22 protein-coding genes are annotated in these 26,472 nt (G+C 72.0%); 8 read left to right on the top strand and 14 right to left on the bottom strand.

Translation table 11 applies throughout. The features are described from left to right. The first annotated feature begins 18 nt into the window (after window positions 1–18). Genes ACIA5G_RS37775 through ACIA5G_RS37785 form a run of 3 tightly spaced genes read left to right on the top strand, consistent with a single transcriptional unit; the run spans window position 19 to window position 1,989 of the window. Window positions 19–840, top strand: a complete 822-nt coding sequence (locus ACIA5G_RS37775) for a helix-turn-helix domain-containing protein (protein ID WP_395932151.1) — start codon at window positions 19–21, stop codon at window positions 838–840. Further along, window positions 809–1,234, top strand: a complete 426-nt coding sequence (locus ACIA5G_RS37780) for an acyl-CoA thioesterase (RefSeq protein ID WP_395932153.1) — start codon at window positions 809–811, stop codon at window positions 1,232–1,234. Before ACIA5G_RS37775 ends, ACIA5G_RS37780 begins: the two co-directional genes overlap by 32 nt. A 32-nt stretch (window positions 1,235–1,266) precedes the next feature. Next, window positions 1,267–1,989 carry a class I SAM-dependent methyltransferase gene (locus ACIA5G_RS37785; protein ID WP_395932155.1) on the top strand — a complete coding sequence of 241 codons (723 nt, stop codon included), beginning with the start codon at window positions 1,267–1,269 and terminating at the stop codon, window positions 1,987–1,989. A 1-nt stretch (window position 1,990) separates the two neighbouring features. Here the strand turns inward: ACIA5G_RS37785 and ACIA5G_RS37790 are convergent, their stop codons facing one another. The 4 genes from ACIA5G_RS37790 to ACIA5G_RS37805 form a co-directional block, all read right to left on the bottom strand. Beyond that, window positions 1,991–5,323: an error-prone DNA polymerase gene (locus ACIA5G_RS37790; RefSeq protein WP_395932157.1), complete on the bottom strand. Its 3,333-nt coding sequence runs from the start codon at window positions 5,321–5,323 to the stop codon at window positions 1,991–1,993. A 473-nt stretch (window positions 5,324–5,796) separates the two neighbouring features. Next, window positions 5,797–7,359 carry a DNA polymerase Y family protein gene (locus ACIA5G_RS37795; protein ID WP_395932296.1) on the bottom strand — a complete coding sequence of 521 codons (1,563 nt, stop codon included), beginning with the start codon at window positions 7,357–7,359 and terminating at the stop codon, window positions 5,797–5,799. A gap of 580 nt (window positions 7,360–7,939) precedes the next feature. Beyond that, window positions 7,940–8,656, bottom strand: coding sequence for a hypothetical protein (locus ACIA5G_RS37800; RefSeq protein ID WP_395932159.1), 717 nt, complete (start codon window positions 8,654–8,656; stop codon window positions 7,940–7,942). Window positions 8,657–8,811: 155 nt separating this feature from the next. After that, complete coding sequence (locus ACIA5G_RS37805) at window positions 8,812–9,378, bottom strand: HD domain-containing protein (protein WP_395932161.1); 567 nt, start codon at window positions 9,376–9,378, stop codon at window positions 8,812–8,814. A 55-nt stretch (window positions 9,379–9,433) separates the two neighbouring features. Here ACIA5G_RS37805 and ACIA5G_RS37810 point away from each other — a divergent pair, with 55 nt between their 5' ends. Together ACIA5G_RS37810 and ACIA5G_RS37815 are read left to right on the top strand one after the other, a co-directional pair. Next, window positions 9,434–9,922, top strand: coding sequence for a GNAT family N-acetyltransferase (locus tag ACIA5G_RS37810; RefSeq protein ID WP_395932163.1), 489 nt, complete (start codon window positions 9,434–9,436; stop codon window positions 9,920–9,922). A gap of 47 nt (window positions 9,923–9,969) precedes the next feature. After that, a complete protein-coding gene (locus ACIA5G_RS37815; RefSeq protein ID WP_395932165.1) occupies window positions 9,970–10,725 on the top strand; it encodes a hypothetical protein in 756 nt (251 codons plus the stop codon). Window position 10,726: 1 nt separating this feature from the next. Here the strand turns inward: ACIA5G_RS37815 and ACIA5G_RS37820 are convergent, their stop codons facing one another. The 9 genes from ACIA5G_RS37820 to ACIA5G_RS37860 all read right to left on the bottom strand — a co-directional run bounded on the left by ACIA5G_RS37820 (window position 10,727) and on the right by ACIA5G_RS37860 (window position 20,765). Further along, complete coding sequence (locus tag ACIA5G_RS37820; RefSeq protein WP_395932167.1) at window positions 10,727–11,485, bottom strand: hypothetical protein; 759 nt, start codon at window positions 11,483–11,485, stop codon at window positions 10,727–10,729. A gap of 90 nt (window positions 11,486–11,575) precedes the next feature. Next, complete coding sequence (purH, locus tag ACIA5G_RS37825; protein ID WP_395932169.1) at window positions 11,576–13,144, bottom strand: bifunctional phosphoribosylaminoimidazolecarboxamide formyltransferase/IMP cyclohydrolase; 1,569 nt, start codon at window positions 13,142–13,144, stop codon at window positions 11,576–11,578. After that, a complete protein-coding gene (gene purN, locus ACIA5G_RS37830) occupies window positions 13,134–13,751 on the bottom strand; it encodes a phosphoribosylglycinamide formyltransferase (RefSeq protein ID WP_395932298.1) in 618 nt (205 codons plus the stop codon). The genes purH and purN overlap by 11 nt, the downstream gene beginning before the upstream one ends. A 78-nt stretch (window positions 13,752–13,829) precedes the next feature. After that, window positions 13,830–15,275: a DUF6350 family protein gene (locus tag ACIA5G_RS37835; RefSeq protein ID WP_395932171.1), complete on the bottom strand. Its 1,446-nt coding sequence runs from the start codon at window positions 15,273–15,275 to the stop codon at window positions 13,830–13,832. A gap of 145 nt (window positions 15,276–15,420) precedes the next feature. Further along, entirely contained in the window at window positions 15,421–16,218 is a 798-nt protein-coding gene (locus ACIA5G_RS37840) for a DUF5336 domain-containing protein (RefSeq protein ID WP_395932173.1), read from the bottom strand. A 209-nt stretch (window positions 16,219–16,427) separates the two neighbouring features. Next, on the bottom strand, window positions 16,428–17,318 hold the full coding sequence (sucD, locus tag ACIA5G_RS37845; protein ID WP_103353387.1) for a succinate--CoA ligase subunit alpha: 891 nt from the start codon (window positions 17,316–17,318) through the stop codon (window positions 16,428–16,430). A 1-nt stretch (window position 17,319) separates the two neighbouring features. Then, the gene (gene sucC / locus ACIA5G_RS37850) at window positions 17,320–18,489 is read right to left on the bottom strand and encodes an ADP-forming succinate--CoA ligase subunit beta (protein WP_395932176.1); all 1,170 of its coding nucleotides are present in this window, start codon (window positions 18,487–18,489) and stop codon (window positions 17,320–17,322) included. A gap of 121 nt (window positions 18,490–18,610) precedes the next feature. Then, complete coding sequence (locus ACIA5G_RS37855) at window positions 18,611–18,943, bottom strand: hypothetical protein (protein WP_395932178.1); 333 nt, start codon at window positions 18,941–18,943, stop codon at window positions 18,611–18,613. After that, window positions 18,933–20,765, bottom strand: coding sequence for a hypothetical protein (locus ACIA5G_RS37860; protein WP_395932180.1), 1,833 nt, complete (start codon window positions 20,763–20,765; stop codon window positions 18,933–18,935). Before ACIA5G_RS37860 ends, ACIA5G_RS37855 begins: the two co-directional genes overlap by 11 nt. A gap of 158 nt (window positions 20,766–20,923) precedes the next feature. Between ACIA5G_RS37860 and ACIA5G_RS37865 the strand changes: the two genes are divergently transcribed. Then, a complete protein-coding gene (locus ACIA5G_RS37865; protein ID WP_395932182.1) occupies window positions 20,924–21,391 on the top strand; it encodes a hypothetical protein in 468 nt (155 codons plus the stop codon). 623 nt (window positions 21,392–22,014) lie between these two features. Further along, entirely contained in the window at window positions 22,015–22,695 is a 681-nt protein-coding gene (locus ACIA5G_RS37870) for a M23 family metallopeptidase (RefSeq protein ID WP_395932184.1), read from the top strand. A gap of 744 nt (window positions 22,696–23,439) precedes the next feature. Here ACIA5G_RS37870 and pcrA read toward each other — a convergent pair. After that, window positions 23,440–25,854 (bottom strand): DNA helicase PcrA, encoded by a 2,415-nt coding sequence (gene pcrA / locus ACIA5G_RS37875; protein ID WP_395932186.1) that lies wholly within the window; start codon window positions 25,852–25,854, stop codon window positions 23,440–23,442. A gap of 108 nt (window positions 25,855–25,962) precedes the next feature. Between pcrA and ACIA5G_RS37880 the strand changes: the two genes are divergently transcribed. Further along, entirely contained in the window at window positions 25,963–26,388 is a 426-nt protein-coding gene (locus tag ACIA5G_RS37880; RefSeq protein WP_395932188.1) for a DUF1707 domain-containing protein, read from the top strand. Window positions 26,389–26,472 lie beyond the last annotated feature (84 nt).

Genomic DNA, 26,472 nt, shown 5'->3' on the forward strand with positions numbered 1-26,472 from the left:
CCGCTGCATACTGGGCGCATGGGAGTTCCGCTGCGGCCGCTGGCGGTCGCCGGGGCGCGGTCGGTGTACCGCGAAGTCCCGCCGCCCGCCGCGTTGACCGGAGTCCTGGCGTGCGGCTGGCACGGGCACACGGGCTGGGCGCGGCCGCTGCGCGTGCTCCCGGACGGCTGCGCGGACCTGGTCTGGGACGGCGACACGCTCACAGTGGTCGTCACCGTCGGCGCGCCGCTGCGACTGTGGGTGCCGGCGTCGGCCTCGCGTGTCGGCGTGCGGCTGCGGTGCGGCGCCGCGGCCGCCGTCCTGGGCACGGCAATGCCGGAACTGCCGGCCGTGACGAGGCTGAGCGACCTCTGGGGCGCGGACGCCCGCCGCGCCGAGGAAGTCCTGGCGGCGACCGCGGATCCCGAGGCCCAGCGCGGAATCCTCGAGACGCTCGTCGCCCGCCGGAGCGCGACGCCGGACCGGCGGGTGCTGGCTGCCGTTCAAGCTCTCGGCGTGACCACGCGGACGTCCGAGGTCGCCGTGGGGATCAGCGAACGCACGTTGCGGCGGCACTTCGTCCACGCGGTCGGCGCCGGGCCGAAGCAGCTGCACCGCGTCCGGCGGTTCCAGCGGTTCCTGCGTTCGTTGGAGACGCTCGCGGCCGGGCAGGCGTCGCTGGCCGGTGTTGCCGCCGACCTCGGGTACGCCGACCAGTCCCACCTCGGCCGTGAATGCCGCCGCCTGTCCGGCTCCTCCCCCGCGGCGCTCGTCCGGGTGGCCGAAAAGTTCCAGACGGCCGCCGTTTCCCCGCGCCATGATCGGCCGCATGTTCCGAGTCACCATCGTGGTGCGCGCTGACGACATCGACACCAACGGGCACGTCCGCGGCCCGGCCTACCTCGCCTACGCCGATCACGCGCGCTGGTCGTGCGTGCAGGCCGCCGGGATCGACCCGGCCGAGCTGACCACCCGCCGGATCGGCCCGGTGAACCTGGAGACGACGGTGCGGTTCCACCACGAGCTCCGGCGCGGCGAGGTCGAAGTCAGCTGCGTGTTCCACTGGGGCACGGGCAAGACTTCCCGGGTGGTGCAGGAGTTCCGCGTGCCGGACGGCACCCTGGTCGCCGAGGTTTCGAGCGTGTCCGGCCTGCTGGACCTGGACCGCCGGCGGCTGCTGCCCGACCCCGGCGCGTACTGGCAGGAGCTGGCGAGCCACCCGGAATTGCTGGGGCTGGCGCCGAAAACCCCGTGATCTTTCCGCGGCCGCCCACTACGGTGGCGCCCGTGCCGGACCACGCTTTTGCCGACCATGAGCTCGCCGCGCTGTACGACGCCCTGAACCCACGGGAGAGCAGTGGCGACCACAACTTCTACCTCCCGATGATCATGGCCGCGGAATCGGTGCTCGACGTCGGCTGCGGCACGGGGTCGCTGCTGCACTGGGCGCGCGAGTCCGGCCACGAGGGACGGCTCGTCGGACTCGACCCGGCCGAAGGCATGCTCGCCCAGGCCCGGCGGCGCGACGACGTCGAATGGGTGCTCGGCGATTTGTCGACTGTTTCGTGGGAAGACGAGTTCGACTTCGCGGTGATGACCGGGCACGCGTTCCAGGTGCTGCTGACCGACGACGAGCTGCGGACGGCCTTCGCGGCGATCCGGCGCGCGTTGCGCCCGGGCGGCCGGTTCGGGTTCGACACCCGCAACCCCGCGGCTCGCGGCTGGGAGCGCTGGACCCCGCAGAACGTGCGGGAAGTCGGCGCCGTGCGGACGTGGAACGACGGCGGGCCGTTCGAGAACGGGTACGTCACCTTCAAGACCACGTACGAAAGCCCGGACTGGGACGCACCGAAGTTCAGCCGGAGCACGCTGCGGTTCCTCGATGTTCCTTCGCTCGGCGCATTCGTGTCCGAGGCCGGGTTGGCCGTCGACGAGCAGTACGGCTACTGGGACCGCAGCCCGGTGACGGCGACCAGCCCCGAGATCATCACGATCGTGCGTCGTCCCTGACTCACTGGAAGTCGCGGGACTTCGCCTTGATGCGCATGGGAAGCGCCTCGACGCGGTCGGCGAGGACGCTGACCACGCCGTCGTACTTCTCCACGACTCCGCGGATCAGCAGCGCCGAGCTGGCGCGCGCCACACGGTGGTAGCGCTGCCACAGGCCGAGCGTGCAGATCACGTTGACCATCCCCGTTTCGTCCTCGATGTTCAGGAAGGTGACCCCGCCCGCGGTCGCCGGCCGCTGGCGATGGGTGACGGCGCCGCCGATCAGCACGCGGGCGCCGTCTTCGAGGTCGGCCAGCCCGCTCGCCGGCACCACGCCGAGCGCGTCGAGGCGGTCGCGGATGAACTCGGTCGGGTAGCTGTCGGGTGACACCCCGGTCGCCCAGACGTCCGCCGCCGCGACGTCGAGGCCGTCCATCCCGGGCAGCACCGGGGCCTGCGCGAGGGTCAGGCCCGGCAGCTTCTCCGCCCGCTCCCCGGCGACCGCGCCCGCGGTCCACAACGCCTGCCGCCGGTCGCCGCCGAAACCGGCAAACGCGCCGGCCGTGGCCAATGCCTCGATCTGTGGTGTCTTCAGCCGGACCCGGCGGGCGACGTCGGCCATGTCGGTGAAGGCGCCGTTCGCCTCTCGCTCGGCGACGATCCGTTTCGCCAGGTCCTCCCCGATCATCCGGACGGTGCTCAGCCCGGTGCGTACAGCGTGGAGATCTCCCTTGTCCGGCAAGGGTTCCAGGGTGGCGTGGGGCAGGCTGCGGTTGATGTCCGGGCCGTGCACGGTGACGCCGTGGCGGCGGGCGTCGGCGACCAGCGACTGCGGTGAATAGAAGCCCATCGGCTGCGCGCGCAGCAAGCCGGCCAGGAACGCGTCCGGGTGGTAGTACTTGAAGTAGGCGCTGGAAAACACCAGGTGCGCGAAGCTCAGCGCGTGGCTCTCCGGGAAGCCGAAGTTCGCAAAGGCCTTGAGCTTCAGGAAGATCTTCTCCGCGAGTTCCTCCTCGACGCCGTTCGCGGCGGCGCCTTCGAGGAACCGCTCCCGCAGCCGGTTCATCTTCCGGTCCGACCGCTTCGACCCCATCGCGTGCCGCAGCTGGTCGGCCTCCGCGGCGGTGAAGTTCGCGACGTCCAGCGCGATCTGCATCATCTGCTCCTGGAACAGCGGCACACCCTTGGTCTTGCGCAGCGCGTTCTTCAGCAGCGGGTGGTCGTAGTCCCACTCCTCGATCCCCTGCTTGCGGCGGATGTACGGGTGCACCGAACCGCCCTGGATCGGGCCGGGCCGGATCAGCGCCACCTCGACCGCGAGGTCGTAGAACTCCGTGGGCCGCAGCCGCGGCAGCGTGGCCAGCTGCGCGCGGCTCTCGACCTGGAACACGCCGATCGCGTCGGCGCGGCAGAGCATGCCGTAGATGTTCTGGTCGGTGAGGTCCAGCTCCGCGAGGTCGATCTTCTCGTCCTTGTGGTCCGCGACGAGGTCGAGCATGTAGTGCAGCGCCGAAAGCATGCCGAGGCCGAGCAGGTCGAACTTGACGAGCCCGGCGGCCGCGCAGTCCTCCTTCTCCCACTGGATCACGCTGCGATCGGCCATCCGCGCCCACTCGACCGGCACGACCTGGCTCACCGGCTCGTGGCACATGACCATCCCGCCGGAGTGGATGCCCAGGTGCCGCGGGAAGTCCTCGAGCGCGAACGCGAGCTGCACCACGTCGTCCGGGATGTCGTGGTCGTGGTCCTTTTCGGTGCTGCGCAAGGAACCCCAGCGGTCGATCTGCTTGCTCCAGGCGTCCTGCTGACCCGGCGAATAGCCCAGCGCCCGTGCGGCGTCACGGACCGCCGAGCGCGCGCGGTAGGTGATCACGTTCGCAACCTGGGCGGTCCGGAGGCGGCCGTGCTTTTCGAAGACGTACTGGATGGCCTCTTCGCGGCGGTCGGACTCGATGTCGAGGTCGATGTCGGGATAACCGTCGCGGTCCGGGGCGAGGAAACGTTCGAAGAGCAGCTTGTTGGCCACCGAGTCGACCTTCGTGATGCCGAGGGCGTAACAGACGGCGGAGTTTGCGGCCGAGCCGCGGCCCTGGCAGAGGATCTTGTTGTCGTTGCAGAACCGCACGATGTCCCACACGATCAGGAAATAACCGGGGAAGCCGAGCTCCTCGATGATGGCGAGTTCGTGGTTGATCTGTTCGTTCGCCTTTTCTTCGTGCTCCTTGCCGCCGAAACGCTCCTCGGCGCCTTTCTTCGTGAGTTCTCGCAGGTAGGTCGTCTCGTTGTGGCCCTCGGGGACGTCGAAGGGCGGCAGTTTCGGGGCGATCAGCTTGAGCGGGAACGCGCATTCCATACCCAGCAACGCACTTCGCCGCACCGCACCGGGAAAGCGCCGGAACAGCACGTCCATTTCGGCGCCACTGCGCAGGAACGCCGTCCCGGCGGCGGGCAGCCAGCCCTCCAGCTCGTCGATCCCCCGCCGCGCGCGGATCGCGGCGAGCGCGTCGGCCAGCGGGGCGCGTTCGGGCCGCGCGTAGTGCGCGGCGGTGGTGGCCACGGTCGGCAGCTTCAGCTCTTCCGCGATTCTTGTCAGCAGGTCGTTGTGCGTGCTGTCGAGCGGCTGCCGGTGGTCGGTCAGCTCGACGTAGACGTTGTCCCGCCCGAAGCGGTCGACGAGGAGCTGGATCTCCTCCGCGGCGGCCGCCGGGCCACGCGTGACGAGGGCGGAGCGCACCGCGCCCTTGCGGCAGCCCGTCAGCACCACACACTGCCCGGCGACCTCCTCGGCAACCGCACCGAGGTCGTAGATCGGCCGGCCCTTCTGGGCTTTGGTCTTGTCCTGGTTGTCGAAGCCGTGCAGCTGCCCGGCGGTGATGGCGCGGCACAGGGCGCGGTAGCCCTGATCACCACGGGCGAGCAGCAGGAGGTGCTCACCTTCGGGGTCGGCGACGCCGTTCTGCGGGGCGTTCAGGCCGAAGCTGAGCTCGGTGCCGAAGACGGTGCTGACGCCGAGTTCCCGCGCGGCCTCGGCAAAGCGCACAACGCCGTACATGCCGTCGTGATCGGTGAGCGCGATGGCGTCCAGCTTGAGCCTCGCGGCCTCCTCGACCAGCTCCTCGGGGTGGCTGGCGCCGTCGAGAAAGCTGAAGTTGGAGTGGCAGTGCAGTTCGGCGTAGGGCACGCGGACGGCTTCACCGCCGTCGTCACTGCCGCGCGCGGGGAGGTCTTCGGGCCGCTGGTAGCTCTCGCGGTGCCGGCCCCAGGCGGGACTGTCACCGTGATCACCGGGCGGGAGGTCGCCGGCGAGCGTGCGGGCGAGGTCCTTCCAGCGGACGGGTGGGTTGCTCCAGCCCATTCACCGGCCCCCGGGCTGGTCCCGGCGCCGCTGTTCTGCTGCCTCTTCACGGCGCAGGCGGTGCCAGTTGGAAGGGTGATTCCGGCGGCTGCGTTCCTCGGCCGGACTCATGCGGACCCCGTTCTCCCGGGAGGAGCGAGGAATCGGCATGAGTACGTCCGGGAGTTGAGCTTCGTCGGGCACCGGGATGATCAGCTCACCGCGGCGAACCGTCCAGGCTTCGTCGAACTCGGCCTGCGGCGCCGGACGTCGCTGACCAATCGGCCATACCTCGCCCGAGTCCTCCCGTCGCATCGGAACCTCCGGGGCGCGTTCGTGAACCGGCCGCCCGGCGTTGGGCGCCGGGTGTCGGCGGGGTGGCCTGACCTCGTCCGAGGCAGGCGGCCGTTCCTCTTCGGCGGCCGGGTGGCGGGTGGGGTCGAAGTCGGCGCGTAGCCAGGCTCGCATCCGTCGTGCGTAGTGCTTGTCCATGCTCAGTCGTACACTCCCTCGACCGTCCACAGTGGATTTTCCGTACCCGCGCAGTGCACCAGCACCGCCTCGGGTGGCTCGTCCCCCTCGCCGGCGAGCACCAGCTGCAGCCGCGCGCGCTGCGGGCCCGGCCGCCGGCGATCGCCCGCCAGGGGCCACGGCCCCGCCCAGCCGACGATCTCCCGGCGCACACCGCCGGCGATGCTCAGCCGTCGTGGGGTGCCCGACACCTGCGCGCGGGCCGTGATGCCCACCGCCCGGCCCTCGGCGTCGAAAACCTGCGCGGGCACCGGGCGATCGAGGACCGTCGCCGGGGACGGTGCCGGTAGCCGTCCCGGCCAGGTCGCGTCCGCCGGCGTCGTCCGGTCGCGCGGGTCACCCCAGGGCACCAGGCGGATCCGGCCGGCGGGGTCGCGGCCGCCGTCGAGCAGCGGGGTGAGCACACCCTCCGGGCCGAGCAGGCCCTGGACCCGCACGAACGCCCGCGCCGCGCGTTCGTCGTCCTCTTCCGAACGGCCGCTCTGCCACAGGTCGAGCTGCAGCGACCGGCCTTCGACGATCTCCTCCGGCTCCAGCCGCAGCCGCACCACGCCGGACGTCGGGCGCGCACCCGGCGCCGCGCGCAGCCAGCCTTCGAACTGCCAGCGCACGCGGTCGGCGACGCCGGCGGGCGTCAGCGGTTCGGCGCACCGCCAGACCCGGCCGAGGTGCTCACCCTCTTCGGTGACCGCGTAGATGCCGAGCCGCGTGCAGGCCAGGCCGTGCCCGGCGAGGTCCGTGCAGAAGCGCGTCGCGAGGCCCTTGGCGAGGAACGCCGCGACGTCGACCCGCTCGACAACCGGGTCGAACTCCTCGGTCAGCGTCAGTTCCGGCGGTGGGCGTCGGCGCAGTGGCGGCCGTTCGGACCGGCCCCGCGCCAGCCGGTGGGCGAGCACGCCGTCCGCGCCGAAGCGGTTGACAACATCGCGTTCCGACAGCGCAGCGAACGCGCCGAGCGTCTTCAGCCCGAGCCGGCGCAGCAGGTCGACGAGCTCCGCGCGGTCGGCGCCGGGCTGGTCGAGCTCGGTGACCGGCAGCGGAGCGAGGAAGTCGGCAACGCGCCCGGGTTCGACGAACTCACCGCACCGGGCGGCGAGCGTCGCGGCGAAGAGCCCTTCGGCGACGCCGACCTGGCACTCCACGCCCGCCGCGGCCGACACCTCGTCGACGAGCCGCTCGACGAGGACGTGCTCACCGCCGAAGTAGCCCGCGGCGCCGGCGACGGGCACCGCGACAAGCCCGGGCCGCACCACCTCGACCCCGACAACAAGTGCCTCGACCGCCCGCGCGACGGCTTCGAAGAGCCGAGCGTCCCGCCCGTCATCGGCGGCGAAGACGGCCAGGTCCGGACAGCGCGACTGCGCCTCCCGCCGCCGCATGCCCCGCCGGACCCCGTCCCGCCGCGCCCCGGCGTTGCAGGCGACAACCCGGTTCGCGGTGAAGACGGCGGCAGGCTGGACCACGGGAACCCCACCAACAGCCGACGCGGCGACCACGGGCCAGTCCGGGCACCACAGGACCAGCATCCGGGTGGGGCCGTCGGGGGTGGTGCGTTGGGCGGGGACGGTCATGTCGCCTCCCGCAGCCGGGCGCGGGCGGGGCCGAGGTGACAGAGAGGTCGACTCGCGTGATCCGAGGGTCGACACGCGTACCCAGAGGGTCGGCTCACGTACCCAGAGGGTCGACTCGCGTACCCGCAGGGTCGGCTCGCGCACCCAGAGGGTCGACTCGCGTACCCGCAGGGTCGGCTCGCGCACCCAGAGAGTCGGCTGGCGTACCCAGAGGGTCGGCTCGCGTACCTGGAGCGTCGGCCCGCGCACCCGAGAGTTCGACTCGCGCCGCCGGAAGGTCGGCTCGCGTACCCAAGGAGTCGGCTGGTGTACCTGGAGGGTCGGCTCGCGTACCCAGAGGGTCGGCTCGCGTACCCAGAGGGTCGGCTCACGTGATCCGAGGGTCGACTCGCGTGATTGAACGGACGACACACGCACCCGGCCGGACGACACGCGTACTCAGCTGGACGACACGTATGCCTGGATGGACGACACGCGCGTTCGGCGGGGCGCGGGTGGCGGGTGAGCGGGGTGCGGGTGGGTGGGGGTGTTGGGGTCATGCTGTGGCCTCCTTGTGGAGGGCCAGGTTCGGTGCCGCGGAGGTGGAGGTGGCGGCGGAAGTGACCTTGCCGGACGGGCCGGGGAGGCAGAGCTGCGCCGAGACCGGACGGGCCGCCGCACCGCGGCCGCGGGCGCGCACCACGACCCGGCGCTCGCGGAGGTGCCCGTACCCGTCGGACGGACCCGACCACGACGACGGGCTGCACGACAGCTCGACGTCCGCGCCCGGCCAGGCGCCGGACGCCAGCAGGACCGTTCCGCGGTGCCGGGCCCGGGCCGACAGCCGCCGCGCCACGGCTGCCTGCACCGTCTCCGAGTGGACCGCCACCACGTCGACGCCGTCGAGCAACGCCGCGACGACCGCCGGCAGCTCCGGGCCCGGACGCGGGACCAGCGCCACCCGGGCGAGGTCGACGCCGTACTCGGCCGCCGCCGCCAGCCCCAGCGACGGCATGCCGACCACGGCTGCCCACGACCCGGCGGCGGTGGCCTCCGCGAGCAGGGCGAGCACCAGTGACGTCGCGCCGTGGACCGCCACCGTGCTGCCGCGGCGGAGCCCGGCGGCGGGCAGCAGCCCGGCCAGCGCCGGAGCGACCGGGAGCACCCTTCCCGTCACCCGCGCCTGGTCGGCCTGGGCCGCCACCCGGCTCGCCGTGCTGACCCCGGGCAGGGCCGCCAGCCGGGCCACCGGCGGCTCCACCACAGCGGTCACCGCACGCACCTCCCCACCACGGACCAGGCCGGCGGTCGAGCCTCTCCCAAAGAACGCGACCGACAGCGCTTGTTCGCCGCGGGGAAGGCGGCGGTTCCACGTCGAACACTTGTTCGACGAAGACCAGTCAACCGCGAACCACCCGAGGTGTCAAGTCACCCGGTAGTGGGGTACGACGCCTGGAAAGCCAGCCGCGCGTCGGCGCCCGCGGCGATGCGCTCGAGCTCGTCGTCCAGGGACATGAACGCCTCCCAGAGCGGCCGGCCGGCGGCCAGGGACGACGCGGCCCGCTCTTCCAGATCCGGCACCCGCTTGGCCTTCCACACCTTGTCCGCCAGGCTGACGAGCAGGTCTTCGAGCGTGACGCCGGGAGCGTCCCAAGAACCGTGCGTCCGCGCGAAGCGGGCCGAAGCCTCCTCGACGCCGTGCTCCACCAGCAGCCGGTAACCCGCGACCTCGTGCGCCGAACCCGGCCCGGACAGCTCCGCGGGGTGCCGGATCTTCCCGATGTCGTGCGTGGCCGCGCCGAACAGCACCGCCGTGACGTCGAACTCGGCCAGCGGACGGGCCCAGCCGGTCAGGGTGACGGCGACGTCGTGCACCACCCGCAGGTGCGCGGCCAGCCGCGGCGGCGCGCCCAGCGACTCCAGCAGGGCCCGCGCTCGCGGCGGGAGCGGGCGGAAACCCGGGGCGTCGAAAGCACTGCGAAGCAGATCGGTCACCCCGCCAAGGTAATGAAGTTGCCCGCGCACCCGGCCCGTCGATAAACAGTCCGGCGTGGAGCTCACCGAAGTCCGGCCCGAAGACTGCCCCGAACTGCTGGTCCTGCAGCGCTGCTGCTGGGTCCAGGAGGCCGTCCTCAACAACACCCTCGACATCCCGGCCCTGCACGAAACCCTGGAGGACCTGCGCGACTGGACGAAGACCTGGTCGGTGTGGGTGCTGCGGCAGGAGCACCGGCTGGTCGGCGCGGTGCGCGCCCGGCTCGACGGGGACTGCTGGGAGGTCGGCCGGCTGATGGTCGCGCCGGATCTCGCCGGGCGTGGGCTGGGCCGCCGGCTGCTCGCGCACGCCGAAGCACACGCGCCCGCCGACGTGCGCCGGTTCGCGCTGTTCACCGGGGCCCGCAGCACGCGCAACATCACGATGTACCAGCGGGCCGGCTACCGGCTCGTCGACGCCCCGGCCGTCGACGGCCACATCCGCGGCGCCGTTTACCTCGAGAAGGACGTCACACAGCGCGAAAACCCCGGTCCGCCCGCCTGACGCTGCGGGGTCGGCTAGATTGCCCGGTGGACTCCAGGGGGATGACGATGACCGAAGGGCGGAAACGGCCGGTCCTGTGGATCGCCGGTGCGCTGGTCGCGGCGGGCGCCGTGCTCACCGTGGTGCTCACCTCCGGCGGCGGGGTGCCCGGCGCGAAGGCCGCGGCCCCGGCGCCGACGACCATGGGCGCCGAGTGGCGCTCGTTCCGCGCCGAGGTCACCGGGATCCGGCCCGGCGGTGAGACCGGCCTGTTCGTGCAGGTCGCACTGCCCGGCAAGGACCCGGGCTGCGTTCGCGAGCCGCGGATCGAGCAGATCGTGGAGTCGAAGACCGACATCCGCGCCGACGTCGTCTACTCGACGCGGCCCGCGGCCGGCGGCTGCCAGGACAAGGTGCCCGCCGAACTGCGGCTGACCACGACCGCGCCGATCGCGGACCGGACCGTGATCCTCAACGCCGACGGCGGCAACGCCTGGCACAAGCTCGGCGCCGGCTGGGGCCACTGCGCCCCGCAGGGCACCTGCGCCCCGCCCGCCGACCACTGCGACCCCGCGTGGATCGGCGCGGCGGTGTCCGCGACGGGCGCCGAAAGCGCCGGCACCACCCGCGCCTGCGACCCGAACTGGCTGGTCCTCGACCTGCTGCTGCACCAGACCGAGCCGCCGTCCCGCAGCGTCTTCCGCTGGAGTGACGCGGGCTGGACGGCGTTCGCGCAGGTCAAGACGGCCGGCTGCGCGGACATCCGGGCGGCCGAGCCGAAGTTCCCGGCCGCGCTCTGCAAGACGCTGCCGGCGCCGGCGTGAGCTAGCGCGGCAGCTTCTTGACGATCTCGGCGCCGACCGTCTTCACGGCGTCGTCGGCTTCCTGCTGCGGGATCGGGGAGTTCGAGAAGAACCCCTTGTCCCAGCCGGAGACCTCGACCGTGAAGACGTTCTTCCCCTTGAGCACGTACAGCTCGGCGCCGCTGAACGCGCTCTTGGTGACCAGCCGGACCAGCGCCGCCTTGTCACCGATGCCGGGCACGTCGGTCGGGGCCACTTCCGGCTTTGTCGGCATGAAGTTCTTCTTCGCCTGCTGCAGGGCGTCTTCGCCGGAGTACTCGACCACCCGGATGTTCATGGTGGCGTCGCGGACGTTCTCGTCGGGCCCCGGTTTGAAGCCGCAGCCGATCTGCTTCAGGCCGGGCAACGACGCCGCGCCGCCCGGGTTGCTGCCGGCGAAGCTGGGGAACCCGGCCTTCTCCAGCGCCTGCGCCGGGATCTGGCACTCGGCCGGCGCCGGTGACGACACCGGGTCCGCGCCGGTGCTCGCGAAGTAGTCGCTCGCGAAGATCCCCAGCGGGATGCCCGCGCCGAGCAGCACGACAACTCCGCCGACGATGCCGAGGATCAGCCCGGTGCGCTTCTTCTTCGGCGGCTGCATCGGCGCGCCGTACCCGGGCGGCGGGTAACCCGGCGGCGGATACCCCTGGTGCTGCGGATGACCCTGCTGCGGCGGGTACCCGGGCTGCTGCTGGTAGCCCGGGTACCCCTGCTGACCGTGGCCGTAAGGCGGTTGCTGCATCGAGCCCTCCCTCTCGAAGCGCGGGTCAGTGACATTCCGGGGCTTCGCCCCGGGGCCGGGGGCTCCGCCACCCGGAGCCCCCGAAAGCGGTCAGTGCGCGAAGTGGCGCGTCCCCGTCAGGTACATCGTGACGCCGGCCTTCTCCGCCGCCGCGATCACCTCGGGGTCGCGGACCGAGCCGCCGGGTTGCACGATAGCCCGCACGCCCGCCTCGACCAGCACTTCCAGGCCGTCCGGGAAGGGGAAGAACGCGTCCGACGCGCCGACCGAGCCCTTGGCCCGGTCCCCTGCGCGCGAGACCGCCAGCCGCGAGGAGTCGACGCGGTTGACCTGGCCCATGCCGACGCCGACGGTCGCGCCGTCCGCGGCGAGCAGGATCGCGTTCGACTTGACCGCGCGCAGCGAGCGCCACGCGAACTCGAGGTCACGCAGGGTCTGCTCGTCGGCCGGGGTGCCGGTGGCCAGCTGCCAGTTGGCCGGGTCGTCGCCGGGAGCGTCGATCGCGTCGACGGTCTGCACGAGCACCCCGCCGGAGATCTGGCGGAACTCGATCGGCGACGGCGCGATCTCGGGGAGCTTCAGCAGCCGGATGTTCTTCTTGCGCTGCAGGATCTCCAGCGCCTCGGCGTCGAAGTCCGGCGCCAGCACGACCTCGGTGAAGACCTCGGCGATCTGCTCGGCGGCCTCGCGGCTGACCGGCCGGTTCGTCGCGATGACACCGCCGTAGGCCGAAACCGGGTCGCACGCGTGCGCCTTGCGGTGCGCCTCGGCGATGTCCGTGCCGACCGCGATGCCGCACGGGTTGGCGTGCTTGATGATCGCGACGGCCGGCTCGGCGAAGTCGAACGCGGCGCGGCGGGCGGCGTCGGTGTCGACGTAGTTGTTGTAGGACATGGCCTTGCCGTGCAGCTGCTCGGCGTGCGCCAGGCCGGCCCGGTGCCCCTGGTACAGCGCGGCCTTCTGGTGCGGGTTCTCGCCGTAGCGCAGCACCTCACCGCGCTCCCAGCTGATGCCGGAGAACTCGGGGAAGCCGGAGTCGACAGCGTCCTCATCGGGGGCGTAGACGTTGGAGAACCACGACGCGACGGCGATGTCGTACGACGCCGTGTGCGCGTACGCCTGCGCGGCGAGGCGCTTGCGGTCGGCGAGGTCGAAGCCGCCGTCGGCGACGCGCTCGAGCACCCAGCCGTAGCGGGCCGGGTCGACGACGACCGCGACACTGCCGTGGTTCTTCGCCGCGCCGCGGACCATCGCCGGGCCGCCGATGTCGATGTTCTCGACGCAGTCCTCGGGGCTCGCGCCGGACGCGACGGTCTGCGTGAACGGGTACAAGTTGACCACGAGCAGGTCGAACGCCGCGATGTCCAGGTTCCGCAGCTGCTCGACGTGGTCCGGGTTGCCCTGGTCGGCCAGCAGGCCGGCGTGCACGCGCGGGTGCAGCGTCTTGACGCGGCCGTCGAGCGACTCGGGGAAGCCCGTGACCTCTTCGACCGGCGTGACCGGGACCCCGGCGTCGGCGATGACCTTCGCCGTGCCGCCGGTGGAGACGATCTCGACGCCGGCCGCGTGCAGGCCGGTCGCGAGGTCCAGGAGGCCCGCCTTGTCCGAGACGCCGATCAGCGCCCGGCGGACCGGGCGCCGGCCCAGGTCAGTGCTCACGAAATGTCACCTTTCGTCCGTCCACGGTGCAGCCACCGCGGCCGAGTCGCTCGATCGTTTCCACCAGCAGCCTGCGTTCGACGGCCTTGATCCGTTCGTGCAGGACGTTCTCGTCGTCGTCGCTTTCCACGACGACCGCCTCCTGGGCGATGATCGGCCCGGTGTCGACCCCGGCGTCCGCGAAGTGCACGGTCGAGCCGGTGACCTTGACCCCGGCCGCGAGCGCGTCGCGGACCGCGTGCATCCCGGGGAACGACGGGAGCAGCGCCGGGTGCGTGTTGACCACCGTGAAGCGGCCGAGGAACTGCGCACCGAGGATCTTCATGAACCCGGCCGAGACGACGAGGTCGGGCTGGTACGCCGCGACGGCCTCGGTCAGCGCCTTGTCCCAGGCGGCGCGGTCGGGGTGGTCGGCGACGCGGACGGTGAACGCGGGGATGCTCAGCCGCTCGGCGCGGGTGAGGGCCTCGATGCCGGTGCGGTCGGCGCCGACGGCGACCACCTTGGCCGGGAAGCCGGGCTTCCCGGCGGCGTCGAGCACCGCCTGCAGGAGGGTGCCGGAGCCCGACGCGAGCACGACGAGCTTCACCGGAGTGGGCAGCTCCAACCGTTGAGACAGAGCGGGCTCCTTGCCGCGGGCGGTGCGCAGCCGGTGCGCACGGCGCTTCACCAGGTCACGACAACCCTAACGGTCGGCCTCGCCCGGCTCGACGTCGCCGCAGGTCTCGGTGCCTCCGGTCACAGCTTCGTCCTCGGGCGGGACGTCTTCGTCGAGGCCGAGTTCGGCGTCGGCCTCGGCTTCGAACTCCGCGTCCTCGTCGGGTTCTTCCTCCGAAGGCTCTTCGTCCTCTTCGGACTCTTCGAGCTCCTCGACGGCTTCGGCCGCTTCTTCGGCGTCGACCTCGTCGGCGTCTTCGAAGGCCTGGTTGTCTTCGAGCGCTTCGGGCGGCGGCGCGGGCGGCTCGTGCTCACCCGCGAAGAACGCGACGAACGAACCTGGGATGACGATCCAGCAGAAGGCGACCACCGAGGCGACCCCGACCGGGACGCTCACCGGGTCGAACGGGCCGTCACCGAGCCGTCCGCCGGCCAGCGTGCCCAGCACGACGCAGCCCAGCGCGACCACCACGCCGGCCACCGCGACCGTGCGGATGCGCTGCGCCGGGTCGGCGTCGACCTTGCGCAGCGTCCAGCCGACCAGCACCCCGGTCGCGGCGGGCAGCATCAGCAGCGCCGGCCACCACGCCGAGTGGTGCTCGGGCAGGCCGCCGAGCAGCGGGATGCCGGGCACCGCGCCGCCGCGGTAGCCGAACATCCCGACGTTCAGGTCGCCGACCGAGAAGCCGGGCCCGGTGACGAACGACAGCGCGGCCGTCACGGCGTTCGGCAGGTACAGCACGGAAAGCAGGAAGAGCCCGAAGCTGCTGCCGAACGCGGGCTCGTACATGTCGGCCACCGTCGACCACGACAGCGCCGTCGCGATGGTGAAGACCGCGGCGCCGCAGGCCACCAGCACCGCGAGAGCCGCCGCACCCGCGCGAACCCCGCGCAGTGCCAGCGGGTCGAGGCGCTCGGCGACGACGACGGGGAGCCCGCACGTGCGGAAGATGCCGACGGCCGAGGCCGGCGCGGCCAGCAGTCCCGGCATGGCGAAGGCGAGCAGCGGGTTCACCGTCACCGGCGAGCCCTGCGCGCAGAGCGCGATGACCAGCCCGAACAGCGCGTGCGCGCCGGTGATCGTGGTGAACACCGGCAGCGCTTGGCGGGGCGACCGGCAGCCGAGGCGCTGGGCGGCGCCGGACGCCGTCCGCGCGGCCAGCGCGACCGCGCCCAGCGTCGGCAGCAGCGGCAGGACGCCGAGCGGGTGCCCGCCGAGGCCGAGCTGCACCTGGTGCGCGGCGAGCCAGCCGGGCCCGGCGGCCAGCAGCACCCCGCCGCCGGAGAAGGCGGTGCGGCCGGCGGTCAGGGTGACCAGGATCAGCACGGTCACGACGGCGTAACCGGTGACCAGCGGGCCGAGGGCGGCGGCGAGCAACACCCGCACCCGCGCCGCCCGGGAGAGTTCGACGTCGGGTTCGAGGTCGCCCACCGGCTCCTCAGGGGAGTCGGTGAGCAGGTCCATGATCCGCACCCTGACATCCGCGCTGGTCCGTCCGGGTGAGCCACGCCGCCGCCGGCCGGCGTGGGGAAGCTAACCCACCCGGACGGGTAACGCCCCCATGCAAAACACCCGCCGTGACACGGAGCGTCACAGCGGGTGTTGCGGAGCGGCTACGTCAGCTCGACTTGCCGAACCCGCCGGGCGGCGTGCCCGGGTTGTCCGACGGCGGCTGCTGGAAGAACGAGCCCTGCTGCGGCGCGTACGTCGTGGCCTGCTGCCCCGGCGGCGGCGTGGTCGACGGCGGGTTCGGCGAGCCGTACTGGCCCTGCGAGAACGGCGCCCCCGACGGCTCTCCCGTCTGGGAAACCGGCCCCGGCCCGTGCCCCGGCTGGCCCGGCTGCCCGAACTGCTGCCCCGGCTGGCCGTACTGCTGCTGGCCCTGCTGACCCTGCTGGCCCTGGCCGTACTGGGCGCCGTACTGCGGCGCGGCGGCCGGCTTCGGCGCCGGCGGCTTGATGACGTCGTGCTCGATCAGCAGCGCGCCGACCGCGACGATCATCTGCAGGATCGCCAGGATCAGGATGACGGTGACGATGCCCGGCGTCGTCTGCAGCGAGACCAGCGTGTCCAGCACGTCGAGCGCGCCGAGCACGCTGAACAGCGCGGCGAACGGCAGCGTCTTCGGGCCCTTCGGCAGCGCGTGCAGCCCGGCGAGCAGGCCGGCGCCGAGCAGGAACGTCGTGCCGAAACCCACGTCACCGCTGTCGGCGAAACCGAGGAAGTACTGCACGACGCCGAAGACCGCGACGACCAGGGCGAGCAGCAGCGGCAGGTTCTGCGGCAGGCCCGCGGCTCCCGACGGCGCCTGGTGCGAGTGTTGCTGCTGCGGGAAGCCGCCGGTGGGCGGCGGTCCGGGGGGCTGCTGGCCGCCACCCTGCTGGGGGTAGCCGGGCCCGCCGCTGGGGAAGGTCATCGGATGCACTCCTGTCGGTTCGACCGGCACTCCGGGGTACGAGGGACACCCGGGGGGAAGACGAGGCGGCTTGTGTGCGCAGAACGCTAGCGCACTCCAAGGCCGCCAGCCCATCAGACGTGTGAATACCTCGGGAGGTTTCGTCGTGAAACGCAAGAGAGCCGGGCACCTGTCTGGCGCCCGGCTCTACCTGCGGTTACTCGCTGTGCTCAGCCGAGGTTGTTGTACAGCTCACGCGCGAGGACGGCGGTCTCGCTCGGGGTCTTGCCGACCTTGACGCCGGCGGCCTCGAGGGCCTCCTTCTTCGCGGCGGCCGTGCCGGAGGAGCCCGACACGATGGCGCCCGCGTGGCCCATGGTCTTGCCCTCGGGCGCGGTGAAGCCCGCGACGTAACCGACGACCGGCTTCGTCACGTTTTCCTTGATGTACGCCGCGGCGCGCTCTTCGGCGTCGCCGCCGATCTCGCCGATCATCACGATGACCTTGGTCTCGGGGTCCGCCTCGAACGCCTCGAGGGCGTCGATGTGCGTGGTGCCGATGATGGGGTCACCGCCGATGCCGACCGCGGTGGAGAAGCCGATGTCCCGCAGCTCGTACATCATCTGGTAGGTCAGCGTGCCGGACTTCGACACCAGGCCGATCTGGCCCGGGCCGGAGATGTCGGCCGGGATGATGCCGGCGTTCGACTTGCCGGGGCTGATCACGCCGGGGCAGTTCGGCCCGATGATCCGGGTCGTGCCGCCCTTCGCGACCGCGTGCGCCCAGAAGTAGGCCGAGTCGTGCACCGGGATGCCCTCGGTGATGACGACGGCCAGCGGGATCTCGGCGTCGATCGCCTCGACGACCGCGTCCTTCGCGAACTTCGGCGGCACGAAGATGACCGACACGTCGGCGCCGGTCTCCTTGATCGCCTCTTCGACCGTGCCGAAGACCTTGAGGTCCTTGCCCTCGATGGTGACGGTCTGGCCGGCCTTGCGGGCGTTGACGCCACCCACGATGTTCGTGCCGGACTTCAGCATCTTGGTCGCGTGCTTCATGCCCTCGGAGCCGGTGAGCCCCTGCACGATGACCTTGCTGTTCTCGTTCAGGAAGATCGACATCTCACGCACCTGCCGCGGCGAGCTCGGCAGCCTTGTCGGCCGCGTTGTCCATTGTGTCCACCACGGTGACCAGCGGGTGGTTCGCGTCGGCCAGGATCTTGCGACCCTCCACGACGTTGTTGCCGTCCAGCCGGACGACCAGCGGCTTGCTGGCCTCGTCGCCCAGGATCTTCAGGGCCTCGACGATGCCGGTCGCCACCGCGTCGCAGGCGGTGATACCGCCGAAGACGTTGACGAAGACGCTCTTCACGTCGGTGTCGTTGAGGATGACGTCCAGCCCGGCCGCCATGACCTCGGCCGACGCGCCGCCGCCGATGTCGAGGAAGTTCGCCGGCTTCACGCCGCCGTGCTTCTCACCCGCGTACGCCACGACGTCCAAAGTGGACATCACGAGGCCCGCGCCGTTGCCGATGATGCCGACCTGGCCGTCGAGCTTGACGTAGTTGAGGTTCTTGGCCTTGGCCTTCGCCTCGAGCGGGTTCTCCGCGTCCTTGTCCACCAGGGCCTCGTGGCCCGGCTGGCGGAAGTCCGCGTTCTCGTCGAGGGTGACCTTGCCGTCGAGGGCGATGATCTTGTCCTGCGGGTCGCGGACCAGCGGGTTGACCTCGACCAGGGTGGCGTCCTCGGAGACGAAGGTCTCCCAGAGCTTCACGACGACGTCGGCGGCCTCGTCGATGATGTCGGCCGGGAAGTTGCCGGTCTTCAGGATCTCGAGCGCCTTCGCCTTGTCAACGCCGGCGATCGAGTCGACCGGGATCTTGGCGAGCGCCTCGGGGCGCTCGACGGCGAGCTGCTCGATCTCCATGCCGCCCTCGGACGACGCCATCGCCAGGAAGGTCCGGTTGGACCGGTCCAGCAGGAAGGAGAAGTAGTACTCGGACGAGATGTCCGAGGCTTCGGCCACCAGCACGCGACGCGTGATGTGGCCCTTGATGTCGAGGCCGAGGATGGCTTCCGCCTTCTCCTTCGCCTCGTCCGGCGTCTGGGCCAGCTTGACGCCGCCCGCCTTACCGCGGCCGCCGACCTTCACCTGCGCCTTGACGACGACCTGGTTACCGATCTGCTCCGCGGCGGCCTTGGCTTCTTCGGGGGTGCTAGCCACCGAGCCCGGCAGAACCGGTACTCCGTGGGCGGCGAAGAGATCCCTCGCCTGGTACTCGTAGAGGTCCACTACTCCAGTCTCCTGACGACACGCCACTGTGGTGGTCCGCGTAAACCCGGACCGCGCTGTCGGACCAGTCGAGGTTAGCGACCTGCGCGAACGGCGGGGACTCCGCACCTGGTGAAGTCGGTCACCGTGCGCGGTCAGGCGGTGCGCCGGCGGTGTGAGACCGCCCACCGGCCAACCATTTCGCGGCTTCTTCGGGGGTGCCGAAGTCGGCTGCCGTGAACACCCGAACGTCGTTCAGTTCGGCTTTCAGGTCGGGTGGCGGCGTCTCGCCGAGCACGCCGACGGCGTCCGGGTCCTCCTGCTCGGCGGTGCGGACGAGCTGCTCGACGGTGTCCAGCGGGCCGGCGTGGACGACCTCCATGCCTTCGTCGCGCAGGACCCGGCCCAGCGCGACGGCGGCGGGATCCGGGCGGGCGAACTCGACGAGGAGCACCCGGAGGCGGTCACGCGGCACGGCGTCCGCCCGCGGCCGACATGCCCGCCGCGACGAGCAGCGCGGCCACCGCGGCGAGCGCTACCCAGAAGCCGGTGGCCGGGCTCGCGCCGCCGAGCGTGCCGCCGACGAGCGGCAGCTCCGCGGCGTGAAGGCCGGCGAGCAGGGCGGCGCCGGTCAGCAGAGCGGCGGCCGGCTTCGGCCGTGAGCGCAGGGCAAGGGCGGCCGCGCCGAGGACGACCACGGCGGCGGTGAGCAGGCCCCACGACGGGGTGTCGAAGTTCGACCAGAGCCCGGGCGCGACGTAACCGGGCGTGGTGAAGACCGGCAGCCCGAACGCGGCGACGGCCAGCACCGCACCGGCGACGATCGGGGTCAGCACACTGCCGGCCGGCCGGGTGCCGTCCCCGGCGTCCTCGCGTTCGACGACCCCGGTCCCGGCGGCGGCGAGCGCGGCTAAGACGGCGAGCACGAGGGCGGCGAACGTCCAGCCGGCGCCGGCGCCGAGGTCGTAGGTGAACGTCGGGGCGGCGCCGGTGCCGCCGAAGCCGGCGAGGTTGCCGGCCTGGGTGGCGGTGAGGGCGGTGTTGAGGACGGCGGTGCCGGCCAGCACGATCCCGGCCCAGCCGAGCCCGAGGACCGGCCGCGCGACGGCGGCGGTCTTCGGCACGAGGGTGCCGAGCGCGAGCACGGCGAGCACCACCGCGGCGGTGAGCAGGAACCACCGGGCGGGGCTTTCGGCGGCCGCGCTGACCGGCGCGGCGGCGCCCGGGTTCAGCGCGGTGACCGCGACCTGCGGCGCAAAGCTGCCGATCACGGCGGCGAGCGCGGTGAGGAGGCCGAGCAGGCCGGTGGTGAGCCGCCACCAGAAGAGGCCGGGCAGCTTGAGGTCGGCTTCGGTCTCCGCGGGTTTTTCGGCGAGCCGCGTGAAGGCGAGGCCGCCGGTGATCGCCGTCGCGACGAGCACGAGGACCGGCCCCCAGGTGACGTGGAGGTCTTCGCGGTAAAGCCCGGCGAGCACGGGCGGCGCGGCGATCCCGAAGGTGGCGGCGGTCAGGCCGAGCAGCGCACCGCGGGCGACGTGTTCGGACGGCGCGGCGAGCGCGAGCGAGGCGGCCAGCGGCAGCGCGGCGGCGAGCAGCAGGTAGCCGCCGAGGGCGGGCCAGGGCCCTTCGAAGGCCGAGCGCGCGAGCAGGAAGCCGTTGTCGGACAGGACGGGAGCGGTCAGGAGACCGACCGAGGCCGTGACGGCGAGCAGCGGCACGAGCAGCCGCCAGCGACGGCGCTCGGGTTCCTCGTCCTGCCGGTTCGCCCGCCAGGCCGCAACGCCGGCGGCCACGGAGAGCACGTCCCCGGCGACGAGCAGCCAGAACCCGGCGCCCACGGCCGAACCGCCGACGAACCGGCCGGGCAGGTAGAGCTCGGGCCGGATGGTGAGCGGGCCGTTGACGGCGAACTGCAGGTCGAGCACCAGCCGGCCGGGCGCCAGGGCGGCGAGGCCGAGCACGATCCCGCCGGCGACCCCGGACTTCCCGGCGGCCGCGGCCCAGATCGCGGCGACGGCGGGAGCGAGCGCGAGGACGGCCAGCCACGGCCAGCTCGCGAAGCCGGGCTCCGCGGCGGGCGAGACGGGGACGAACGCGGCGGCGGTGAGCGCGACGGCGGCCAGGGCGGCGAGCGCCAGGGCTGCGCGGAGCGGGCTTTTGCCGGTGTCCGTGTCGGGCCAGTCGTCTTGGACCGCCGAGGCGTGGGTGGACTGCCGCTTGCCGGTGGAACGGGGGGCCGCGGGGTGCTGCGGGGAGCCGGGGGCGCTCCCGGTGGGGGAATCTGAGCGTGGGGGCATTGCCCGCGACGCTAGCAAGCCCGGGCGGCCGAGGCCCGCCATCCGGGTGCGAGGTCGCCGAGCGGCGGGAGATCGTCGGCGGGCGCGGCCTGCCGCAGGTCGCTGGGACGGGATCGTGGTCGGCGCGCGGCCGACGATGCCGACCGCCGGCGCAGGAGGTGGCGCGCGACTTGGTGACGCCGGTCGTCGAGCGGCGGGAGATCGTCGGCGGGGCTGGCGGCATGGTCGCCGGGCAGGCCGTGACCGATGCGCGGCTGGCGATGCCGAACACCGGCGCAGGAGACGGCGCGCGACTTGGTGACGCCGCTGGCGGCATGGTCGCCGGGCAGGTCGTGACCGATGCGCGGCTGCCGGTGCAAGCCGCTGGCGCCGCAAGCGGCCGGCACGCAACTCCGCATCGGTCGCCGAGGCAGGTCACGGCCGGGTTCGGCTCGGCGGCACCCGTCGCCGAGCGGCATGAAGCATCCGCCGACCGCGATGTCGGCATCGGTCGTACCCGCTCCGCGACTGGCGGGACCAGACACCAGAACGGGCGCCCGTGGCACGGCTGGCGGGCCATCACCGAATCGCGTGAGAGCGCCCTCGCCGCGATTGGCGGTGCCGGAAGCTGGGCAGGTCATCGTTGACGGCACGAGTCGCCGAAGGCCGCGAGCGTCTGCGGGCACGGCCTGGCCAACGGTCGTGATGGGAAGTGGCTGCCGAAGAGTGGCGGGAAGGCGGCCGTGAGGGGCCGAATCGGCCCCAGAAGGCTGCGCGCGAGGTGTCGAAGGTCCTTCAACATCACGTCGCAAACCCTTATTCCGGGCCTTCCGGGCCCGAGACGGCCTCGGTGGTCCTTCACCGGCCCTGCACCCTGTAAGCCAAGTCACACCAAACGCAGTAAACCCCCTCTAACTTTGGGTAATTGTTACTGGTGAGCGCGAGATCGGTGCCACCCGATCGGCCGACGCGCGGGGCAAATCTTGCTTACTGCGGTGCCCCTTCGTTATCGTCCCCCGGTCCCCATTACAGTCAGGTCACGAAGTAGGACACCGAGCAAACCACCCCCGAGGTTGGCTCACCGGGTTCCCCCGCCCGCCGTCCTAGGCCCGGCTCCCCGACGATGGAAGGCCCTGTCTTGGCTTCACACCGCTCCCCCGGCGGCCAAGCTCCTTCCCCGGCATTGAAGGACGCACTGCAAGGTGCGGTCGTTCGTGTCCGGGGTGCGCACCGCATCGCCCCGCCCTCTTCGGCCCTTCGTGGCCGGGTCGTGGTGGCCGCTGTTGCGGCCGGTGCGTTTGCCGCTGCTGCTGCGGGCTCGACCCTCAAGACAGTCACCGACTCCGACGCGGCCGTGACGCCGCTGGCCAACAGCCAGGACGCCAGCGCATCGCTCACCGCGGGAGGTGCGGGCACCGGGGGCGCCCCGGAGCTCCTGCCGACCGGCCGGACCGTCGATGCCTCCGCGGAGGCCGCCAAGCTTTCCGACAGCGCCTCGATCACGCAGGCCCGCGAGCAGCGTGAAGCCGACGCCGCCAAGAAGGCCGCCGAAGAAGCCGCTCGCCCCAAGACCTGCCTGCCGGCCCACGGCACCTTCACCTCGGGCTTCGGCGCCCGGTGGGGCACGAGCCACCTCGGCATCGACATCGCCAACTCGATCGGCACCCCGATCTACGCCGCCTCCGACGGCACCGTGATCGACGCCGGCCCGGCCAGCGGCTTCGGCCTGTGGGTCCGCGTCCAGCTCGACGACGGCACCATCCAGGTCTACGGCCACATGAACAGCTTCTCCGTCAAGGAGGGCCAGAAGGTCAAGTGCGGCCAGCAGATCGCCGAGATCGGCAACCGCGGCCAGAGCACCGGCCCGCACCTGCACTTCGAGGTCTGGCAGGACGGCACGAAGAAGATCGACCCCCGCCCCTGGCTGGCCCAGCGCGGCATCGTCATCTGACCCTGCCGGCCCGACTCCGCCCAGCTGCACCACAACGCCGGTCACGTGATCGGCCGTCGGCACCGGGAACCCGGCCGTAGCGCCGTGTTCCGCCGCCGAGGACCGACGACGCTCCTCGGGCACCGGATCACAACCCGCCGACAGCTCCCCAGGACGCCGCCACCACGCAAGGGCACCCGAGACCACTCTCGACCCCGCCAAGGCCGTCCAAAAGCCCCTCAGCGCCCGGAACCGGCTATCGCTGCCCACCGGGCAGCCGGCGAATGAAGTAAGCCACCGCGACCTGCCACACCGTGCACAGCTCCGCGGACCGGCGCATCGGCAGCCAGCCCCACGGGACGCGGCCCCGTGCGCCCCCCGCGGAGCGGACACGCGCGGCACTCCGGGCTCTGGTCGTCCAGCGGCGTCCCCGGCCGCAGGTGACACAACGCCCGTCCGCGCCGAGCTCGTGCTGCCTGAGCAGCGCTCGCCAGGCGGCGGCCAGCCGGCACGCCTCCGCTCCCGCACGCGAAGGATTTCCTGAAGCCCCCGAAGGCTCCGGACCCCGATCCGGAACCGTGGTCCCCAGGACTCCTCGCAAGTGTTTTTGTACCCCTTCGGCCAACAGGTGAAACAGCACCGCGTCCACACCACACTACCCCCTCGGTCGAACTCGTGTTCGATTACGGGGTCAGTTCTACCGGTGGGGTACGACGATTCCGGCGGCGATCCGGGAGATCGCCGCCGGGTTCACTCGGACGGGTGTTAGAGCTTCACCATCGGGACGCTGCCGATCAGCATCAGCCGGACCTTGCCGGCCGCGCCGAAGTCGATCGTCGCCGTGGCGCGAGGGCCGACGCCGTCGCACGAAATCACCGTGCCCAGGCCGTACTTGTCGTGGCTGACGCGGTCGCCGACGTCCAGCTTCAGCGCCACCGTGTCCTTCCAGCCCTTGCCGAAGGCGCTCACGCCAGGAGACGAAGAAGTCGACGAAGACCGGCTCCCCCAAGTGGTCGCCGCGCGCGGCGTGCCGCGGGAACCGCTGCCGAAGGAACCGAAGCCGCGGTTGGACGGCTCCAGGCGCCGCCAGTCGACGAGGTCCGGCGGCAGCTCGTCGAGGAACCGCGAAGCCGGGTTCATCGACGGCTGGCCCCACGCCGAGCGCGTGATCGCGCGCGAGACGTACAACCGCTTGCGGGCCCGCGTGATCGCGACGTACGCGAGGCGCCGCTCCTCCGCCAGTTCCGTCGGGTCGCCCAAAGCACGCATGTGCGGGAAGACGCCGTCCTCCCAGCCGGTGCAGAACACCACCGGGTACTCCAGGCCCTTCGCGGTGTGCACGGTCATCAGCGTGACCACGCCCGCGCCGCCGTCGCCGTCCTCGCCGCCGTCGGGTGAGGGCACCGAGTCGGCGTCCGCGACCAGCGACACGCGCTCGAGGAACGCCGGCAGCGAACCCGGCGCCGGGACACCTTCGTCCACGACCAGCTCGGCGTTCTCGTCCGCGACGATCTCGGCGGTGATCTCGGTGAACTCCCGGGCCACCGTGATGAGCTCGTCCAGGTTCTCCACGCGCGTGTGGTCCTGGGGGTCCTCGGACTCCTCGAGCTCGACGCGGTAGCCGGTCTTCTCCAGCACGGCTTCGAGGACGTCGTGCACCTCGGCGCCGGCGGTGATCAGGTCGCCGAGCTCGTCGAGCATCCCGACGAACCCGCCGATCGCCTTGACCGAGCGCGGGTTCAGCAGCGGCACCTTGCCTTCGACGGCGTCCCGCAGCGCGGCCGCGAACGAGATCCGCTCACGCTCGGCGTGCGTCGCCACGACGGCTTCCGCGCGGTCGCCGATGCCGCGCTTGGGCACGTTCAGCACGCGCCGCAGGCTGACCGTGTCCTCCGGGTTCGCCAGCACGCGCAGGTAAGCGATCATGTCGCGGACTTCGCGCCGCTCGTAGAACCGCACGCCGCCGACGACCTTGTACGGCAGGCCGAGCCGGATGAAGATCTCTTCGAAGACACGGGACTGGTTGTTGGTGCGGTAGAAGACGGCGACGTCGGAGTAGTCGGCTTCGCCCTTCTCCGCCAGCGCGTCGATCTCGTTCGCGACGAACGCGGCTTCGTCGTGGTCGTTGTCCGAGACGTAGCCGACGATCTTCTCGCCGTCGCCCGAGTCGGTCCACAGCCGCTTCGCGCGGCGGTTGGGGTTCCGCTCGATGACGGCGTTGGCCGCGGACAGGATCGTCTGTGTGGAGCGGTAGTTCTGCTCCAGCAGGATGGTGTGCGCGTTCGGGAAGTCCCGCTCGAATTCCTCGATGTTGCGGATCGTCGCACCGCGGAAGGCGTAGATCGACTGGTCCGCGTCACCGACGACGACCAGCTCGGCCGGCTCGACGCCGGACTCGTTCGGCGCGGTCCCGGCCAGCTCGCGGACCAGCGTGTACTGCGCGTGGTTCGTGTCCTGGTACTCGTCGACCAGCACGTGCCGGAAGCGCCGCCGGTAGTACTCGGCGACGGCCGGGAACGCCTGCAGGAGCGAAACAGTGCGCATGATCAGGTCGTCGAAGTCGAACGCGTTGGCCTGGTTCAGCCGCCGCTGGTACTCGACGTAGACCTCGGCGACGCGGCGCTCGAGGTCGTTGGCCGCGTTGGCCGACGCCTCGTCCGGGTCGACGAGCTCGTTCTTCAGGTTCGAGATGTGGATGGCGAGCGTGCGGGCCGGGTAGCGCTTCGGGTCGATGTCGAGATCCCGCGCCACCAACGTGATCAGCCGCTTGGTGTCGTCCGAGTCGTAGATGGAGAAGCTCGACGACATGTCCAGCGTCTTGGCTTCCCGGCGCAGGATCCGCACGCACATCGAGTGGAACGTGGACACCCACATCGCGTTGGCGCGGCGCCCGACGAGCGCGGCGACGCGGTCGCGCATCTCGGCGGCGGCCTTGTTCGTGAAGGTGATCGCCATGACTTCGCCCGGGTGCACGCGGCGTTGCCCGAGCAGGTAGGCGATCCGGCGGGTCAGCACCCGGGTCTTGCCCGAGCCGGCACCCGCGACCACCAGCAGCGGGCCACCGGCGTGGGTGACGGCTTCGCGCTGGGCGGGGTTGAGGTCCTCGAGCAGATCGGCCTGCCCGCCGGAAGCGGGCTTGCGCGCGGGGGTCTCGGCGGGGAGATCGAAGAGGGTGTCCATCGTCTGTCCACGCTACCCCGGGCAGGTGGGCTACCGCGCCAGGCGTAGCGGGAGATGTCGCCTGGCGCCCGACGCGCCGGGGGCCCGCCGCGCGGAGTATCGACGGACATGGAAGACATCCGCCCCGCCCGCATCCGGGCCGCCGACGCCGATCGCGAACGCGTCGCCACCACCGTCCAGACCGCCGGCTCCGAAGGCCGGCTCACCCTCGACGAGGTCGAAGAGCGCCTCACCCACGTCTACGCCGCGAAGTTCACCGACGAGCTGACCGCCCTCACCGCCGACCTGCCGCGGCCGGCGCCGCCCCGGCCCGGTTTCCCGCTGACGCGGGCGGCGCTGCGGCAGCACCCCGCACTGCGCGTCCACCTCGCCGTGGTGGTCGCGGTGGCGGTGCTGGTGATCGTCCGCTGGGCGGTGCTGGGCGCCGGGTTCTTCTGGCCGGCGTTCCCGATGTTCTGGCTCGCGGTGAGCCTGCTCGTCCACGCGCGGGTGCGTTCATTCCGTGGGAGCGCCCGCACCGCTGTGCCATACTGAGCACATGCGGCACCACGCAGAGCGATTTTTCTACGGGATCCGGACTCCGGCTCCCGTGATCGCGTAGTGCCCGAACCGCCATCA

Origin of the sequence: Amycolatopsis sp. NPDC051758 (assembly GCF_044453095.1) — a bacterium.
Lineage (GTDB): Bacteria > Actinomycetota > Actinomycetes > Mycobacteriales > Pseudonocardiaceae > Amycolatopsis.